Source organism: Actinomycetospora termitidis, from assembly GCF_030286555.1.
In the GTDB taxonomy this organism is placed as follows: Bacteria; Actinomycetota; Actinomycetes; order Mycobacteriales; family Pseudonocardiaceae; genus Actinomycetospora; species Actinomycetospora termitidis.
Genome location: NZ_JASVWF010000001.1, coordinates 62,614 through 77,526, shown reverse-complemented (window position 1 = coordinate 77,526; position 14,913 = coordinate 62,614). Strand labels below are relative to the sequence as shown.

The window sequence follows — 14,913 nt, the reverse complement described above, 5'->3', positions numbered from 1 at the left end:
CCTGCGGTCGAGAGTCCTGATCTCCTCCTGGCGGGGGAGCCACACGGGGAGGAATCCGACACGTGATCGCACAGGGTGACCGAGGTCGGAGTCACCCGACCTGGTTCGCGGCACGCTCCGCGTCGCGGGCGGCGACGTCGGCCGCGGAGCAGAAGCCCCGACCGTGCCGCTTGAGGCACAGCAGGCCGAGCAGCACGCCGTCACGGTCGACGACCGCGAGCCGCCGCTGTGCGCGGGTCGCCATCGCCTGCCGGGTCTCCTCGAGGTCGTCGCCGGGACCGGCGACCCGGCCGGCGAGCCGCCCCACCGAGCGGGCCCGGGCAGCGTCGGGAACACCCTCGAGGTCGCCGCGCTCCACGACGGACACGAGCACGCCCGCGGCGGAGACCAGCAGCAGCGCGTGCACGTGCCCGTCGAGGAAGAACGCCCGCGCCGCACCTGCGGACACGTCGGGTCCGTGGACCTTGGGTGTCCGCAGGTGGGCGTCGCTGACGGTGGCCATGATCAGACCGGGGAGACCTCGACGCGGGTGTCCGAGAACGTCGGGGCATTACCCAGGTCGGCGAAGACGAACGGGTTCACGGCGGCCACGGTGGTGCCCTCCTTCGCGTTCTTCGCCCACGATCCCATGGGACAGACCACGACGCCCGGTGCGACCTCCTCGGAGAGGTGCGCCAGCGCCACGAACCGCCCGCGGTCGTTGGTCACCGCGACGTAGTTCCCCTCGTCGATGCCGCGGGCGGCGGCGTCGTCCGGGTGGATCGTCACGGTCTGCTCACCCTGTACCCGCTTCTGCATCGCCTGGTCGCCCGCGCTGGAGTTGATGTACGCGTGCGACTTGGGCGAGAGCAGGTTGAGCGGGTAGACCTCGCTGCGCTCGCGCGGCGGGATGTAGTGCGGCAGCGGGTCGACGGTGCCCCCGGGCTGGAACTCCTCGTAGAGCTGGCGGAACAGCGGCACGACGAAGTTGCCGGCCGCCTCCAGGGCCGAGGAGCGGAACTCGGTCTTCCCGGACGGCGTCGGGAAGCCGCCCTCCGCGTGGGGCCGGTACTCGTCGGGCGAGGGCAGGTTCAGCCGCGCCCACCCCGTCTCCCGCAGCGACGCCAGCGTGATGCCCTCCATCGCCGGCGCGGTCCAGTCGTAGGCCTGCTCGAGCAGTTGCTCGTCGGTGAGCGTGAAGTACTCGTCCTCGAAGCCCATCGCGGCGGCGAGCCGGCGGAACAGTTCCGTGTTCGCGACCGCCTCGCCCTCCGGCGCCACCGCCGGGACGTTCAGCGTGACGTAGAAGTGGCCCCAGCTGAACATGATGTCGTGCTGCTCCAGCGCGGTCGTCGCGGGCAGCACGATGTCGGCGTAGCGGGCGGTGTCGGTGAGGAAGTGGTCGCTCACCACCGTGAACAGGTCCTCGCGCGACAGCCCCGCGGCGATCTTCTCCTGCTCGGGGGAGACCACCATGGGGTTCGAGTTGTAGACCATCAACGCGGTGATCGGCGGGTCCAGGTCGAGCTGGCCGGTGAGGGCCTGCCCGAGCAGGAACTGGTTGACCACCCGGGTGCCCGGGGTCGCCATCTCCGGGTGGATGAACGCGGGCCAGTTCACCGGGTGCGCCCAGAGCGGGAGCTGCAGCAGTCCGCCGCCCACGTGGCGCCAGGCGCCCACCAGCGAGGGGAGGCACGCGATCGAGCGGACGGTCTGACCGCCGCCGGCGTGGCGCTCGATGGCGACCCCGATGCGGATCACCGCGGGGTCGGTGGTCGCGTACTCACGGGCGAGGGTGCGGATGTCCTCGGCCGGGATGCCGGTCTCCTCGGACGCCCACTCGGGGGTGTACTGCGCGACGCGCTCGGCGAGCTCGTCGAACCCGGCCGTGTGGTCGCGGACGTAGGCCTCGTCGTGCAGGCCCTCCGCGATGATCACGTGCATCATCGCGAGTGCGAGCGCGTTGTCGGTGCCGGGCCGGATCGGGATGTACCAGTCCGCGCGCTGCGCCGTCCGGTGCTTGACCGGGTCGATGCACACCACCTTCGCGCCGCGCTTCTGCGCCTCGGCGATCAGCGGCCACAGGTGCAGGTTGGTCGAGATCGTGTTCGACGCCCAGATGATGATGTAGCGGGAGTGGACGAAGCTCTCCGGGTCGACGCCCGCGGTGGCCCCGATCGTCGCGGCGTACGCGGTGCACGAGCCGGAGTCGCAGTAGGTCCGCTCGGTGATCGTGGCCCCGAGCCGGTGGAAGAACGCGTCGCCGACCGAGAGCCCGTTGAGGATGCCCTGGTTGCCGAGGTAGCTGACCGGCATGACCGTCTCCGGCCCGTGCTCGGCGATGCGGGCCTTGAACTGGGTCGCGATCTCGGTCAGCGCGTCGTCCCACGAGATGCGTTCGAAGCGACCCGTGCCCTTCGGGCCGGTGCGGCGCATCGGGTGCAGCACGCGGTCCGGGCTGTAGGTCTTGTCCGGGTAGTTGTTGACCTTGACGCAGAGCCCGCCGCGGGTGATCGGGTGCTCCGGGTCGCCGGAGACCTTGGTGGCGCGGCCGTCCTCGACGGTGACGAGCATGGCGCAGGTGTCCGGGCAGTCGTGCGGGCAGGCGGCGCGGACCGTGGTGGTGGTCGGCGTGAGGGGCAGGTCCAGAGCGGTCACGGTGCACTCCTCGTGGTGGTAGGGAGGCCGGTCGTGACGGCGATGCTCGCCCCCGCGACCGCAGCGGGCTTGTCACTCCGCGCCAGGCTCGTGTCACCGGGCGGAGATGCGACGGCAACGTCGCGCGCCTTGCGGGCGCGTGAGCGCGGTCATAGCGTCGGACGACCACCACCGGAAGCACCCGCCCATGACTCGAGCCATCCACCCCGTCGGGCCGTTCGCCGAGCCCGGGCACGGCACTGCCGTGGAGACGGCGGACGGGCTGGGCCGCTGGAACGACCTGCTCCGCGAGCACTTCGTGTCGCTGGACGTCTCCGACGTCGACGACGGCATCCGCAGCTCCGTGCGCAGCACGCTCGTCGGGCACCTCTCGGCCGCCGTCGTGAGCTCGGCGCCGCAGAGCGCTCGCCGCACCGAGCGCCTCGTGCGCAGCGACCCCCGGACCTACCTGCAGGTCGGGATGATCACGCGGGGCCGGGCCGTCCTCGAACAGGACGGCCGGGAGGCGGTCCTGACGCCGGGTCGCTACGCGGTCTACGAGACCGACCGGCCCTTCGTCTGGCACTTCGACGGGCCCTGGACGCTGAACGTGCTGACCTGGCCGCGCGAGCTCGTCGCGCTCGGCGCCGACGTCTCCCGGGCCGCGACCGCGCGGGCGCTCGGCGACGACCGGCTGGGCATGATCGTCGGGCACGCGCTCGCCGAGACCGCGACCTCGCCGCCCGAGCTCAGCGACGCCGCCGGGGGGCGGCTCGCGGGCCAGCTCGCCGCCCTGCTCGGTACCGCCGTCGGGGAGTCGCTGCGCCGCGACGAGGTCCTCTCGCCGGCCAGCTCCGCCGACCTGCGGCAGCGCGTCGACGACTACGTCACCGAGCACCTCGCCGATCCCGACCTGGGGCCGGAGTGCATCGCCCGTGCGCACTTCATCTCCGTGCGTGCGCTGCACCGGGTGTTCGCCGAGGACGACCTGTCCGTCGGTGCGCTCATCCGTCGCCGGCGCCTCCAACTCGCCCGGCGCCGCCTGCTCGACCCGCGCGCCGCCGACGCGAGCCTCACCGAGATCGCGCACGCCTGCGGGTTCGCCGACCTCGCCTCGTTCAGCCGGCGCTTCAAGCAGGAGTTCCACGAGGCCCCCGGCGCCTACCGGCGCCGCGGCGGGTTCGGTCCGTCCGTCTGACCACGGCATCGCCGCTGCGTGACCGGGGTAACAACTCTCCGCGCGGCCGACGGTGGCCGCCGCGCCGGTCGACGTCCTCGACCCGGGTCAGGGAGCCGACGATGGCCGTGGACGTCCAGGACGAGAGCCCGACGACCGGAGCCGGCGGGGTGGTCGTCCTCGGCGCGGCCCGGACCGCGCCGGAGCGCGACCTGATCGCCGACTGGGCCGCGCGGCACCACCCGGGCGCCCCGGTCTGCCTGTCCGCCGACGACCTCGACCGTGTGCTGGCCGACGCCCCGCCGGACACCAGGGTCGTCCCGGTCCGGGTGACCTGGCTGCCGCCGACGCGGGCCGTCGAGTGGGCCGACGGCACCGGCGCGCCGCCGGAGCGGTCGAAGCCGTCCGACCTGCTGGCCCTGTTCGGACACCGCCGCCCGCCCGCGCTCTGGCAGCGGCGCCTCGCCAGGCGTGCCCCGGAGCGCGTGCAGGTCGTGGCGGGCGAGCCGGCGACGCTGGACGACCTGGCCCGCCGTCATGATGACGAGGCGCGGGAGGAGGCCCTGTCCGCCTTCGTCCACCGGGCCGGCGTGCTCTCCTGCGAGCGGGCCGAGCGCGCGGTCATCGGCGACCACTACACGGTGCCGCGACTCGTGGTGGAGCAGATCCTGGCCTCCACCGCGATCCGGGAGAAGGTGCGAGCGCTCGCGGAGCGGGAGGGCCGCCCGTTCGACGAGGTGCTGGACGAGATGCGGGGCCGCCTGGCCGACCTCGCGGCCGTGCAGAACCCGCTCTCGATCGACGCGTTCCGCACGGCGCTCTCGCCGATGCACGCGTCCGCCTGGGACGTGGAGGTGGACACCGAGACGATCGAGCCGCTGCGGGAGCTCAACCGCACCTCGCCCCTGGTCTTCCTGCCCACGCACCGCTCGTACGCCGATCCGCTCGTGCTCGCCGAGGTGCTCCGCGACCACGACCTGCCGCGCAACACCGTGCTCGGCGGCAACAACATGGCGTTCTGGCCGATCGGCCCGCTCGGCAAGCGGGCGGGCATCGTCTTCATCCGGCGGACCTCCGGCGACGACCCGGTCTACCGGCTGGCCCTGCGCGAGTACATCGCCCACCTCGTCACCAAGCGCTTCAACCTGGAGTGGTACGTCGAGGGCGGCCGCTCGCGCACCGGGAAGCTGCGGCGTCCGAGCATGGGCCTGCTGTCCTACCTCGCCGGGGCGCTCGACGACGGGCGCGCCGCGGACGCCCAGCTGGTGCCGACCTCGATCGTCTACGACCGGCTCTACGAGCTCGACGCGATGGCCGCCGAGCAGGGCGGGCAGGACAAGTCCGCCGAGGGGCTGGGGTGGATGGCCCGCTACATCCGCGGCCAGGCCCGCAACCGCGGCCACGCCCGCGTGCGGTTCGGGGAGCCGTTCTCCCTCGCGGACGCCCTGGCCGAGGCCGGCGACGGGCCCCACCGTCTCGACAAGGTCGCCTTCTCCATCTGCGACGGAATCAACCGCGCCACCCCGGCCACCCCGACGGCGTTGGTGACGTTCGCGCTGCTCGGGACGGGTGGACGGGCGCTGACCCACGAGCAGATCCGGGTGTCGACCGCGCCGTTGCTCGACCACCTCGACGCCCTCGGCCGGCCCGGTCCCCGCGAGGGCCTCCACGACGGCGGGCTCTCCCGCACCCTGGAGCGGCTGGTCTCCGGGGAGGTGGTGGAGCGCTACACCGGGGGCGACGAGCCGGTGTGGTCGGTGCGCGACGGGCGCCACCGCGTCGCGGCGTTCTACCGCAACGGCGCGATCCACCACTTCGTCAACCGGGCGGTCGCCGAGCTCGGCCTGCTCGCGGCCTCGCGGGCGCCTGCGGGCACCGATCCGGTGGAGGTCGCCTGGAACGACGCGCTCGCCCTGCGCGACCTGCTCAAGTTCGAGTTCTTCTTCCCGCCGAAGCGCCGGTTCTCCGACGAGATCACCGCGGAGGCCGACCTCATGGACCCGGCGTGGCGGGAGCGGGATCCGGGGGACCTGCTCCGGGAGACCCGGTTCCTGGTCGCGCCCCGGGCGCTCCGGTCGTTCGTGGACGCCCAGTGGGTCGTGGCGACCCGGCTCGCCGGGCTCGGTCGTGACGACGAGGTGGACCGGAAGGCCTTCCCGGGCGAGTGCCTCGGGCTGGGCCGCCAGATGCTGCGCCAGGGTCGGGTCGTGCGGCCCGACTCGGTGTCGACCGAGCTCTACGCGGCCGCGCTCGACCTCGCCGACAACCGCGGCCTGCTCGACGCCGGGGCGGAGGACGTCGCGGCCCGCCGCGAGGCCTTCAGGGACGAGATCGACGAGGTCCGCGGCCGCCTGGGCGAGCTGGCCCGGCTCGAGGACCGCCTCACCGAGGAGCTGCTGGCATGACGACCCCGACCACGCCGGCCGAGGCGGCCTTCGCCGCACGGATCGACGCGATGCCCGCGGGGGAGACGGTCACGGCCTTCGTCGTCGTGGACGACGGCCTGCTCGCCGGCAGCCCGATGACGCCCCTGGTCGCCCCGGAGGGCGTCTGGTCGCGGTTCGTCGCGGACGTCCGGGCCGGGCTCGGCGGGCCGGGGACGGTGACGTCGGCCGACGTCGAGCGGGTCGTGCGGTCCCACCGTGGCCGGACCCTCGACGACGTGGTCGAGGAGGGCCGGCGGCTCTTCCGCTCGACGACCGCGTCCTGGATGCGTCCGGAGATCTGGCGGCTCGCCGTCCGGCACGCCGGACGGGGGCACCGGCTCGTGCTGGTCTCGCGGGCGACGCGTGCGGAGATCGACCCGATCGCCGCGGACCTGGGTGCGGACGACGTCGTGACCACCCGGCTCTCGCTGGACGGGGACACCGTCGCCGGGCTGGGCTCGCCGGTGTGCGCCGGCCCGGACGCCGCGGCGGCCGTGGTGGGCTGGGCCGACGACCACGACGTCGACCTCGGGCTCGCCTTCCTCTACGCCGGTGCCGAGGACCGGGCGCTGCTCGACCTGGTCGCGCACCCGAGCGTGGTGGGGGACGGCGACGGTGTCCACCCCGCCCTGCCCGTCGCTCCGCGCGGCTCGGTCCCCCCGGTCGACGCGATCGGCGGGACGGTCGCCTTCTACGGCGGCTTCGCCGCGGCGACCGCGGCAGCGATGGGCGCGGGTGTGCTGCGCGGATCGCGCCACCACGCGGTCAACCTCGCCGGGTCCCTCGCCTCGGAGCTGGCGCTCGGGGTGGCCGGGGTGGAGATCGAGGTCGACGGCGCGGAGCACCTCTGGTCGCACCGTCCGGCCGTCTTCGTCTTCAACCACCAGAGCCAGCTCGACCCGATCGTCGCGATGACGATGCTGCGGCACGACTTCACCGGCGTGGCGAAGGCCGAGGCGCGGACCATCCCGCTGTTCGGGCAGCTCTTCGCGCTCGCGGACGTCGCCTTCGTCGACCGGGGGAACACCCGGCAGGCGCGCGAGGCCCTGCGACCCGCCGTCGAGAAGGTGCGCCGCGGCATGTCGCTGCTGATGGCCCCCGAGGGCACCCGGTCGGCGACCCCGCGGCCGGGGCCCTTCAAGAAGGGTGCCTTCCACATCGCGATGCAGGCGGGCGTGCCGATGGTGCCGATCGTCCTGGAGAACGCGGGCGAGCTGATGTGGCGACACGACCGGACGCTGCGGCCGGGGACGGTCCACGCGGTCGTGCACCCGCCGATCGACACCGACGACTGGAGCGTCGAGACTCTCGACGATCACGTGGCGCACGTGCGCGGCCTGTTCCTGGAGACGCTGGGGCTGGGGGAGAAGCCATGACCGAGACCCCGATGTCGTGGGCCGACGCCGACGAGATGTCGCCCTTCGAGACGCTGATGTGGCGCGCGGAGGCCGATCCCGCCCTGCGCTCGACGATGGTCGCCGTCGCGGCCCTGGACTCGTCGCCGGACTGGCCCCGCCTGGTCGCCGCGCACGACTGGGCGACCCGGATGGTGCCCCGGTTCCGCAAGCGGGTGGTCGAGCCACCGCTGGGACTCGGCACCCCCGTGTGGGCCGCCGACCCCGACTTCGACCTCGACCGGCACGTCCGCCGGGTCCGGGTGCCGGAGGGCACCGGGTGGTCCGGCGTGCTGGAGGCCGCCGAACACCTCGCCACCACCCCGTTCGACCGGCAGCGCCCGCCGTGGGAGGCCCTCCTCGTCGAGGGCCTGCCCGACGGGAGGGCGGCGTACCTGCTGAAGATGCACCACGCCACCACCGACGGCCTCGGCGGCGTGCAGCTGTTCTCCGGGCTCCTCAACCGGCACCGCGAGACCGATCCGGACAAGCCGCAGCCCGACCCACCGACCGGGGACGGCGTCGGCCCGTGGACCGCGCTCGGTCGGCAGGTCCGCCACGACGCCGAGGCGCTCGCCTCGGTGCCGGTGCACATGGTGCGCGCCGTGGGGGCCGCGCTGCGCGACCCGATCGCGAGGGCGCGGGAGGCCGTGGCGTTCGGGCTGTCCGCGATCCGGGTGATCGGCGACCCCGGCGGCACGGCGTCGCCGCTGCTCGCGGAGCGCGGACCGGACTGGCGGTTCGTGGCGCTGGAGCTGCCGTTCGCGCCGTTCCGGGCGGCCGCGAAGGCCGGCGGGGGCAGCGTCAACGACGCCTACGTCGCGGCCCTGCTCGGCGCGTTCCGGCTCTACCACGAGGCGATGGGCGCCCCGACCGACGAGATCCGGATGGCCATCCCGGTGTCGCTGCGCGCCGACGACGACGATGCCGGCGGCAACCGGATCGCCTCGCTGCGCCTCGCGGGTCGGATCGACGAGAAGGACCCGGCGGCGCGCATGGCCCGGATCGCGGCCGACGTCGCCCGCGGCCGCGCCGAGCCCGCCGCCGACGATGTGGGCCTCGTGTCGCCGCTGCTCTCCCGGCTGCCCGGCTCCGTGATCGCCGCGGTGGCCGGGGGGATCACGAAGGGCAACGACCTGCAGGCCTCGAACGTCCCGGGCATCCGCGAGGAGGTGTTCCTCGCGGGGGCGCGGGTGGAGCGGGTGTACCCCTACGCGCCGCGGCCCGGCTGCGCGGCGATGATCACGATGCTCACCCACGGCGAGGTCTGCTGCGTGGGCGCGAACATCGACCCGGCCGCGATCACCGACCGCGAGCTCTTCGGTCGATGCCTGGTCGAAGGCTTCGTCGAGGTGCTGTCCCTCGGACCGGAGGCCCCGCCGGACCCGACGCTGCACGCCTGAGGACACGGCCTCCGCTCAGGCGGTGCGCGGCCCGCGTAGCCGGTCGAGCAGCGTCGAGGCGCGCCGCTCGACGCTCCGCCCCTCCCCCGTGACGCCGGCGCAGTCCGGGCACCGGGAGGCGGGCGGGCTGGCCAGCGAGGACGCCCACACCGTGCGGGCGCACGCGGCGAGGTGGGCACCGGAGTGCGGGTCGGCCTCGACGACGGCGTGGTCGCGTCCGTCGAGGGCGCAGGTGAGCCAGTGCGCCCGGTCGACCGGCAGCGGGCATCCCATCACGCGCCCTCGAGGAGGTCGTCGAACCGTCCGGCGCGGACCTCGGAGAGCAGGGCGGCGAGGTCGGTGCGCGTGAGCAGCAGGGCCGGCTCGTCGGGGAAGCGGGAGTTGCGCACGGCCACGTGTCCGGCGGCAGCACGGTCGGCCGGGGCGAGCTCGACGCAGTTGCCCTGCTTGCCGCTGTGCCGGCTGCGGCGCCAGGCGGCGCCGGCGAGGCGCGAGGCCGTGGTGTGCATGGTGGAGTCCCGTCCGCGCTGGAGCCGTGCAGTGCGGATGACGCTAACACCGGCGAGAGCCGTCTGCATGTGCAGAAGCTCTCGTCCGACGATCAGTCGAGGCCCGTGCGGAGCTTGGCGAGCAGGCTGCGGGTCTCGTCCGGGCTCAACGCGTCGATGGTGAGCTCCTCCATCGACCGCGAGTACTCCTCGACCTCGGCGCGACGGTCGAGGTAGAGCGCCCCGGTGAGGCCCTCGATGTAGGTGATGTCGGGGACGTCGGGCTCGGCGAAGCGCAGCATCGTGAACGCCGCCTCGCTGCCGTAGCCCGAGAGCTCCGAGGGCAGGACCTGCAGCGTGATGTTCGGGCGCCGGGACATCTCTGCGAGGTGCTCGAGCTGGGCGGCCAGGACCGCGTGCCCGCCGATCGGCCGGTGGAGCACCGACTCCTCGACGACCGCCCACAGCCGAGGGGCGTCCGGTCGGGCGAGGACGCGCTGGCGCTTCATCCGGACGTCGACCCGCTCCTCGTGGGTCGGCGTGGCCTCGTCGGGGCGCCCGCGCGTGACGATCGCCCGGGCGTAGTCGGCCGTCTGCAGCAGACCGGGGACGAACAGCAGCTCGTAGGTCTGGATGCGGACCGCCGCCGACTCGAGGCCCACGTACTCGGAGAACCAGTCCGGCACGGCCTCGCCGGGGCGCTGCCACCAGCCGGCCTCGTTGGCCTGCGTGGCGAGGTCGAGCAGCCGGGCGCGACGGTCGGTGTCGCCCTCGCCGTAGAGGGTCAGCAGGTCGTCGACGTCGCGGCGCTTGAAGCCGACCTTGCCCGACTCCATGCGGCTGATCTTCGACTCGCTGCCGCGGATGTGGTAACCCGCCGCGGCGCGGGTGACCGAGGCGTGCTCGCGCATCCGCTTGAGCTGGGCCCCGACGATGATCCGCCGGGCCGTCGGCCCCGGGTCGTCCGGACCGCCAGGAACGTCGGAGCCCTCGGGCTCCTCGACAGCCTTCTCGGCCACGCCGGTGTCCTCCGGGTTCGGTGACGGTCCGAACGCAGGAGACTACAGGCCGCGGGAGGATTTCCGAACGTGTCGCGGCCGACGGCCCGCGTCCCGCAGCAGCGCCCGCTCGGCGGGGTTGTCGGTCTTGCCCAGCGCCTCGGCGCGGGCGGCCCCGGCCTCGTCGTGCCGCCCCAGCCGGTCCAGCAGGTCCGCCCGGACGGCGTCGAGCAGGTGGTACCGCGGCGCGTCGAGGGTGTCGACGACGGCGAGGCCGGCCGCCGGGCCGTGCACCTCGGCGAGCGCGACGGCGCGGTTCAGGGCGACGACCGGCCCCGGGTCGAGCACGGCGAGCTGGTCGTACAGCGCCAGGATCTGCGTCCAGTCGGTGTCCTGCGCCCGGGCCGCGTCGGTGTGCACGGCGTTGATCGCGGCCTGCAGCTGGTAGCGGCCCGGCCGGTCGCGGCGCAGGCAGCGGCGCACCAGCTCGTGTCCCTCGGCGATCATCGCGGCGTCCCAGGCCGAGCGGTCCTGGTCGTCGAGGCGCACCAGGGACCCGTCGTCGGCCACGCGTGCGGGCCGGCGGGCCTCGGTGAGCAGCAGCAGGGCGAGCAGGCCGAGCGCCTCGGGCTCGTCGGGCATGAGGTCGGCGACCAGGCGGGCGAGGCGGAGCGCCTCCGCGGCGAGGTCGGGCCGCGTCGGGTCGGTGGTGCCGGTGTGCCCCTCGGTGGAGATCAGGTAGATCACCGCGAGCACGGACGCCAGCCGGTCGGGCAGGTCGGCCGCCCGCGGGACCCGGTACGGGATGCGGGCGTCGCGGATCTTCACCTTGGCCCGCACGATCCGCTGCGCGATCGTCGGCTCCGCGGTGAGGAACGCCCGCGCGATCGCCGGGACCTCCAGCCCGCCGAGCAGGCGCAGCGTCAGCGCCACCCGCGCGGGGGCCGCCAGGGCGGGGTGGCAGCAGGTGAACAGCATCCGCAGCCGGTCGTCCTCGATGGGACCGTGGTCCTCGTCGGGACCGGTGTCGTCCAGCAGCCGCACGGCGTCCCCCTCCTTCGGTTCCCGCGCCCTCTCCCGTCGGATCCGGTCGATCGCCCGCCGTCGCGCGGTCGTGACGATCCAGCCGCCGGGGTTGGGCGGGACGCCCCCGGCCCAGTGCTCGACCGCCACCGCGAACGCGTCGGCCACGGCCTCCTCGGCGAGGTCGATGTCGCCGAGGAGGCGGGTGAGGGTCGCCACGCACCGGCCGTACTCGGCGGCGAAGACCTCCGCGGTGCTCACTGGAACGGCCGCACCTCGACGGGCAGCGGGTGGATCGCCCGGGAGAGCCGGCCGGCCCAATGCAACGCCTCGTCGAGGTCGGCGCAGTCGAGGATCGTCAGGCCCCCGATGTGCTCCTTGCCCTCGGCGTACGGCCCGTCGGTGAGCAGCACCTCGTCGCCGCGGGTGCGGACGACGGTCGCGCTCGCCGCCGCGGCGAGCCCACCCGAGAACACCCAGACCCCGGCGTCGCGCATGTCGGTGCGGACCTGCTCCACGTCGCGCATGATGCGGGCGAGGGTCTCGTCGTCGGGGCGCTGCGGCTCCGGGTCGGTCGGATCGTCGGGCTGCTGGATGGCGAGCAGGTACTGCGTCACGGTGTGCCTCCCCGGGGTCGGTGGTCATCCTCTCCACGGACGGGACCGCCCCGGATCGACGACGACCAGTGTGACGTGGAGCACTTTGATGACGACGGGATGGGCGGGGCTGGTGGCCCCGGGGCGCCGCGGCGCGGTGGGGGTCCTCTGCGGCGGGGTGCTGCTGTTCGCCGTGGACACCTACGTGACGGCGAGCCTCCTGCCGTCCGCGATCGCCGAGATCGGCGGCGAGCGGTTCTACTCGTGGGTCGTCACCGTGTACCTGCTGCCGGCCGTGGTGACGTCCGCCCTGACGGGCCGCGCGCTCGCGGCGTGGTCCGCGCGCCGGGCCTACCTGCTGGCCCTGCTCGCCTTCGGCCTCGGCACGGCGATCGACGCCGTGGCGCCGTCGATGGCGGTGCTGCTCGTCGGGCGGGCGGTCCAGGGAACGGGTGGCGGGCTGCTCGCCGGGCTGGCCTACGCGCTGCTCCGGACCGCGCTCCCGCGCGAACTGTGGACCCGGGGCAGTGCGGCGATCTCCGCGATGTGGGGGGTGGGCCTGCTCGTCGGGCCCGTCCTCGGCGGGGTCTTCGCCGAGGCGGGGATCTGGCGCGGGGCCTTCGTGACGATGGTCGGGGTCACCCTGCTCGTCGCGGTGGCGGTGCCCACGGGCCTGCGCCGTGCGGCCCCGCGGGCGGCGGGGGCGCGGACCGCGTTCCCGGTGCTCTCCGTCGTGCTCGTCGGCGCCGCGGCGGCCGTGCTGTCGGTCTCCGGCCTCGCGGTGTCCGGGTCCGGGGTGGGCACCCGCGGGATCCTCGTCGCCGCGGGCGGGCTCGTCGTGGCGCTGCTGCTGCTCGGCGGACTCGTGCGCCACGAGCGTCGACCGGGCGCCGCGCGGGTCTTCCCGCTCGCGACCTACACCCGGGGCGGCCCCCTGGCCGCGGTCTACGTGACGGCGGCGGTGCTGATCTGGGTGTCCGCGGTGGAGGCCTTCGTCCCGCTGTTCGGTCAGCGCCTCGGCGGGCTCTCCCCGCTCGCCGCGGGCTTCCTCGGCGTCGCGCTCGCGTGCGGGTGGGTGGTCGGCGAGCTGACCAGCGCCTCGGTCGGCCGGGGACGCCTCGCCGTCGGGACCGGGCCGCTGCTCACCGTCGTCGGCTTCGCGCTGCTGACCGTGACCCAGACCTCGGGCGGCGTCGCGTGGTGGGCGCTCGGCCTCGTCCTCGCGGGCCTCGGGGTCGGGGTGGCGTGGCCGCACCTCACGGCGGGGGCGATGGCGACCGGTTCGGCGGACGACGCCGACGACGACCCGGACGACGCCGAGGGGGACCGGGCCTCGGCGGCGATCACGATGGTCCAGATGCTCGCGGTCGCCCTCGGGGCCTCGTTCGCGGGCGTGGCGGTGGCGCTCGGCGGCGCGGACCCGGCGTCGTCGGCGACGTTCCTCTACGGCGGGATGGGCGTCGTGGCGGTGCTCGGCGCCCTCACCGCGCTCCGGGGCCGCGCGGCCGCCTAGAAGTCGCCGTCGGCCACCTGCAGCACGGTCAGCCCGAGCGAGCGCCACATCGCGACGACGCGGTCACGGTCGTCGAGGACCAGCCGGACCGCGAACCGTCCGGCCACGTGCCGCTCGTAGAGCTCGCGCTTGACGACGTCGTCGGGCCGCGTGTCCCCGATCGCGCGCAGGTACAGCTCCGGCCACTCCCGACCACCCAGGGCGTGGGCGTGCAGCCACCACTCGGTCGGCACGCGCGCCGCCTCCGTCCGCCCGGACAGGAACACCACGCGCGGGGTGGAGCGGCGCAGGTCGTCCAGGACCCGGAGCACGGGGAGGTGCGGGAGGTCCTCGCCCGACGGAGCTCGCCGTCCGGGCCCGGGTACGGGGACCGGTCCGCGCGCAGGGCGACCGTCCCGTCGACGTCGCAGAGCAGCACCTCCTCCATGGGGCGGATCCTGGCGGTGCGCTCCCACCGTCCGCACGGCCGGTCGGGCACCATCGACGCCCGTGTCCCGCGCCGTGCTGGTCGCCGCCCTGGTCGTCGTGCTCGCCGCCTGCGCCGGGCCGGGGAGCGCGCCCGCCCAGCCGGTCCCGCCGCCGGCTCCCGCCGCGGCGCCTCCGACGAGCGCGGCGCCCGCACGCCCGGGCACGTTCGCGGTCCCGCCGGGCGCGACGATCGTGATCGACCCGGGCCACAACGGCGGCAACGCCGGCGCCGCGGCGGCCATCGGGCGCCCGGTGCCGGACGGGCGGGGCGGGACGAAGCCGTGCAACACCACCGGGGCGTCGACCGCCGACGGCTACCCGGAGCACGCCTTCACGTGGTCGGTCTCGCAGCGCCTCGCCGAGCTCCTGCGGGGCCGGGGGTTCCGGGTCGTCCTGACCCGCGACGACGACACCGGCGTCGGCCCCTGCGTGGACGAACGTGGTGCGGCGGGCGCCCGGGCCGGGGCGGCCGCCGTGATCTCGGTGCACGCCGACGGGGCCGCGCCGCGGGGGCACGGCTTCCACGTCCTCACCTCGTCGCCGCCGCTGGACGAGGCCCAGCGCGAGCCGGCCCGGGCGCTGGCCGCGGCCGCCGTCACGGGGATGCGCGGTGCCGGGTTCACCCCGGCCACCTACATCGGCCGGGACGGGCTCGATCCCCGCGACGACATCGCCGGGCTCAACCTCGCCACGGTCCCCACGGTCCTCGTCGAGTGCGCCAACCTGCGCAACCCGGACGACGCCGCGCTCGCGCGCTCGCCCGCGGGGCAGCAGCGGTTCGCCGCCGCCCTGGCGTCGATGATCGGCTGAC

The 14,913-nt window shown here is 74.9% G+C and carries 14 protein-coding genes; 6 read left to right on the top strand and 8 right to left on the bottom strand.

What is annotated here, in order from left to right; all coding sequences use genetic code 11:
• Nucleotides 1-91: 91 nt before the first annotated feature.
• Together QRT03_RS00375 and QRT03_RS00370 are read right to left on the bottom strand one after the other, a co-directional pair.
• Nucleotides 92-502 carry a CBS domain-containing protein gene (locus QRT03_RS00375; RefSeq protein ID WP_286050436.1) on the bottom strand — a complete coding sequence of 137 codons (411 nt, stop codon included), beginning with the start codon at nt 500-502 and terminating at the stop codon, nt 92-94.
• A gap of 2 nt (nt 503-504) precedes the next feature.
• A complete protein-coding gene (locus QRT03_RS00370) occupies nt 505-2,637 on the bottom strand; it encodes a molybdopterin-containing oxidoreductase family protein (protein ID WP_286050435.1) in 2,133 nt (710 codons plus the stop codon).
• A 187-nt stretch (nt 2,638-2,824) separates the two neighbouring features.
• Between QRT03_RS00370 and QRT03_RS00365 the strand changes: the two genes are divergently transcribed.
• The 4 genes from QRT03_RS00365 to QRT03_RS00350 all read left to right on the top strand — a co-directional run bounded on the left by QRT03_RS00365 (nt 2,825) and on the right by QRT03_RS00350 (nt 9,016).
• Nucleotides 2,825-3,814: a helix-turn-helix domain-containing protein gene (locus tag QRT03_RS00365; RefSeq protein ID WP_286050434.1), complete on the top strand. Its 990-nt coding sequence runs from the start codon at nt 2,825-2,827 to the stop codon at nt 3,812-3,814.
• A 101-nt stretch (nt 3,815-3,915) separates the two neighbouring features.
• Nucleotides 3,916-6,198: a glycerol-3-phosphate 1-O-acyltransferase gene (locus QRT03_RS00360; protein WP_286050433.1), complete on the top strand. Its 2,283-nt coding sequence runs from the start codon at nt 3,916-3,918 to the stop codon at nt 6,196-6,198.
• Entirely contained in the window at nt 6,195-7,595 is a 1,401-nt protein-coding gene (locus QRT03_RS00355) for a 1-acylglycerol-3-phosphate O-acyltransferase (protein WP_286050432.1), read from the top strand. The genes QRT03_RS00360 and QRT03_RS00355 overlap by 4 nt, the downstream gene beginning before the upstream one ends.
• Nucleotides 7,592-9,016 (top strand): wax ester/triacylglycerol synthase domain-containing protein, encoded by a 1,425-nt coding sequence (locus tag QRT03_RS00350; protein ID WP_286050430.1) that lies wholly within the window; start codon nt 7,592-7,594, stop codon nt 9,014-9,016. The genes QRT03_RS00355 and QRT03_RS00350 overlap by 4 nt, the downstream gene beginning before the upstream one ends.
• A gap of 15 nt (nt 9,017-9,031) precedes the next feature.
• Here the strand turns inward: QRT03_RS00350 and QRT03_RS00345 are convergent, their stop codons facing one another.
• The 5 genes from QRT03_RS00345 to QRT03_RS00325 all read right to left on the bottom strand — a co-directional run bounded on the left by QRT03_RS00345 (nt 9,032) and on the right by QRT03_RS00325 (nt 12,142).
• A complete protein-coding gene (locus QRT03_RS00345; protein ID WP_286050429.1) occupies nt 9,032-9,289 on the bottom strand; it encodes a hypothetical protein in 258 nt (85 codons plus the stop codon).
• A complete protein-coding gene (locus QRT03_RS00340; RefSeq protein ID WP_286050428.1) occupies nt 9,289-9,525 on the bottom strand; it encodes a DUF397 domain-containing protein in 237 nt (78 codons plus the stop codon). The genes QRT03_RS00345 and QRT03_RS00340 overlap by 1 nt, the downstream gene beginning before the upstream one ends.
• A gap of 92 nt (nt 9,526-9,617) precedes the next feature.
• Nucleotides 9,618-10,523 carry a helix-turn-helix domain-containing protein gene (locus tag QRT03_RS00335; RefSeq protein WP_286050426.1) on the bottom strand — a complete coding sequence of 302 codons (906 nt, stop codon included), beginning with the start codon at nt 10,521-10,523 and terminating at the stop codon, nt 9,618-9,620.
• Nucleotides 10,524-10,565: 42 nt separating this feature from the next.
• Nucleotides 10,566-11,786: an RNA polymerase sigma factor gene (locus tag QRT03_RS00330; protein ID WP_286050425.1), complete on the bottom strand. Its 1,221-nt coding sequence runs from the start codon at nt 11,784-11,786 to the stop codon at nt 10,566-10,568.
• Nucleotides 11,783-12,142: a YciI family protein gene (locus QRT03_RS00325; protein ID WP_286050424.1), complete on the bottom strand. Its 360-nt coding sequence runs from the start codon at nt 12,140-12,142 to the stop codon at nt 11,783-11,785. The genes QRT03_RS00330 and QRT03_RS00325 overlap by 4 nt, the downstream gene beginning before the upstream one ends.
• Before the next feature lie 88 nt (nt 12,143-12,230).
• Here QRT03_RS00325 and QRT03_RS00320 point away from each other — a divergent pair, with 88 nt between their 5' ends.
• The gene (locus tag QRT03_RS00320) at nt 12,231-13,634 is read left to right on the top strand and encodes an MFS transporter (RefSeq protein WP_286050423.1); all 1,404 of its coding nucleotides are present in this window, start codon (nt 12,231-12,233) and stop codon (nt 13,632-13,634) included.
• Here QRT03_RS00320 and QRT03_RS00315 read toward each other — a convergent pair.
• Complete coding sequence (locus QRT03_RS00315) at nt 13,631-14,089, bottom strand: phosphatase domain-containing protein (protein WP_486598979.1); 459 nt, start codon at nt 14,087-14,089, stop codon at nt 13,631-13,633. The genes QRT03_RS00320 and QRT03_RS00315 overlap by 4 nt on opposite strands.
• Before the next feature lie 34 nt (nt 14,090-14,123).
• Between QRT03_RS00315 and QRT03_RS00310 the strand changes: the two genes are divergently transcribed.
• Nucleotides 14,124-14,912 (top strand): N-acetylmuramoyl-L-alanine amidase, encoded by a 789-nt coding sequence (locus tag QRT03_RS00310; RefSeq protein WP_286050421.1) that lies wholly within the window; start codon nt 14,124-14,126, stop codon nt 14,910-14,912.
• Nucleotide 14,913 lies beyond the last annotated feature (1 nt).

Coding starts and splice junctions, on each gene's coding strand:
- QRT03_RS00375 (WP_286050436.1), bottom strand. CDS start 502: ATGGCCACCGTCAGCGACGCCCACCTGCGGACACCCAAGGTCCACGGA.
- QRT03_RS00365 (WP_286050434.1), top strand. CDS start 2,825: ATGACTCGAGCCATCCACCCCGTCGGGCCGTTCGCCGAGCCCGGGCAC.
- QRT03_RS00360 (WP_286050433.1), top strand. CDS start 3,916: ATGGCCGTGGACGTCCAGGACGAGAGCCCGACGACCGGAGCCGGCGGG.
- QRT03_RS00355 (WP_286050432.1), top strand. CDS start 6,195: ATGACGACCCCGACCACGCCGGCCGAGGCGGCCTTCGCCGCACGGATC.
- QRT03_RS00350 (WP_286050430.1), top strand. CDS start 7,592: ATGACCGAGACCCCGATGTCGTGGGCCGACGCCGACGAGATGTCGCCC.
- QRT03_RS00345 (WP_286050429.1), bottom strand. CDS start 9,289: ATGGGATGCCCGCTGCCGGTCGACCGGGCGCACTGGCTCACCTGCGCC.
- QRT03_RS00340 (WP_286050428.1), bottom strand. CDS start 9,525: ATGCACACCACGGCCTCGCGCCTCGCCGGCGCCGCCTGGCGCCGCAGC.
- QRT03_RS00320 (WP_286050423.1), top strand. CDS start 12,231: ATGACGACGGGATGGGCGGGGCTGGTGGCCCCGGGGCGCCGCGGCGCG.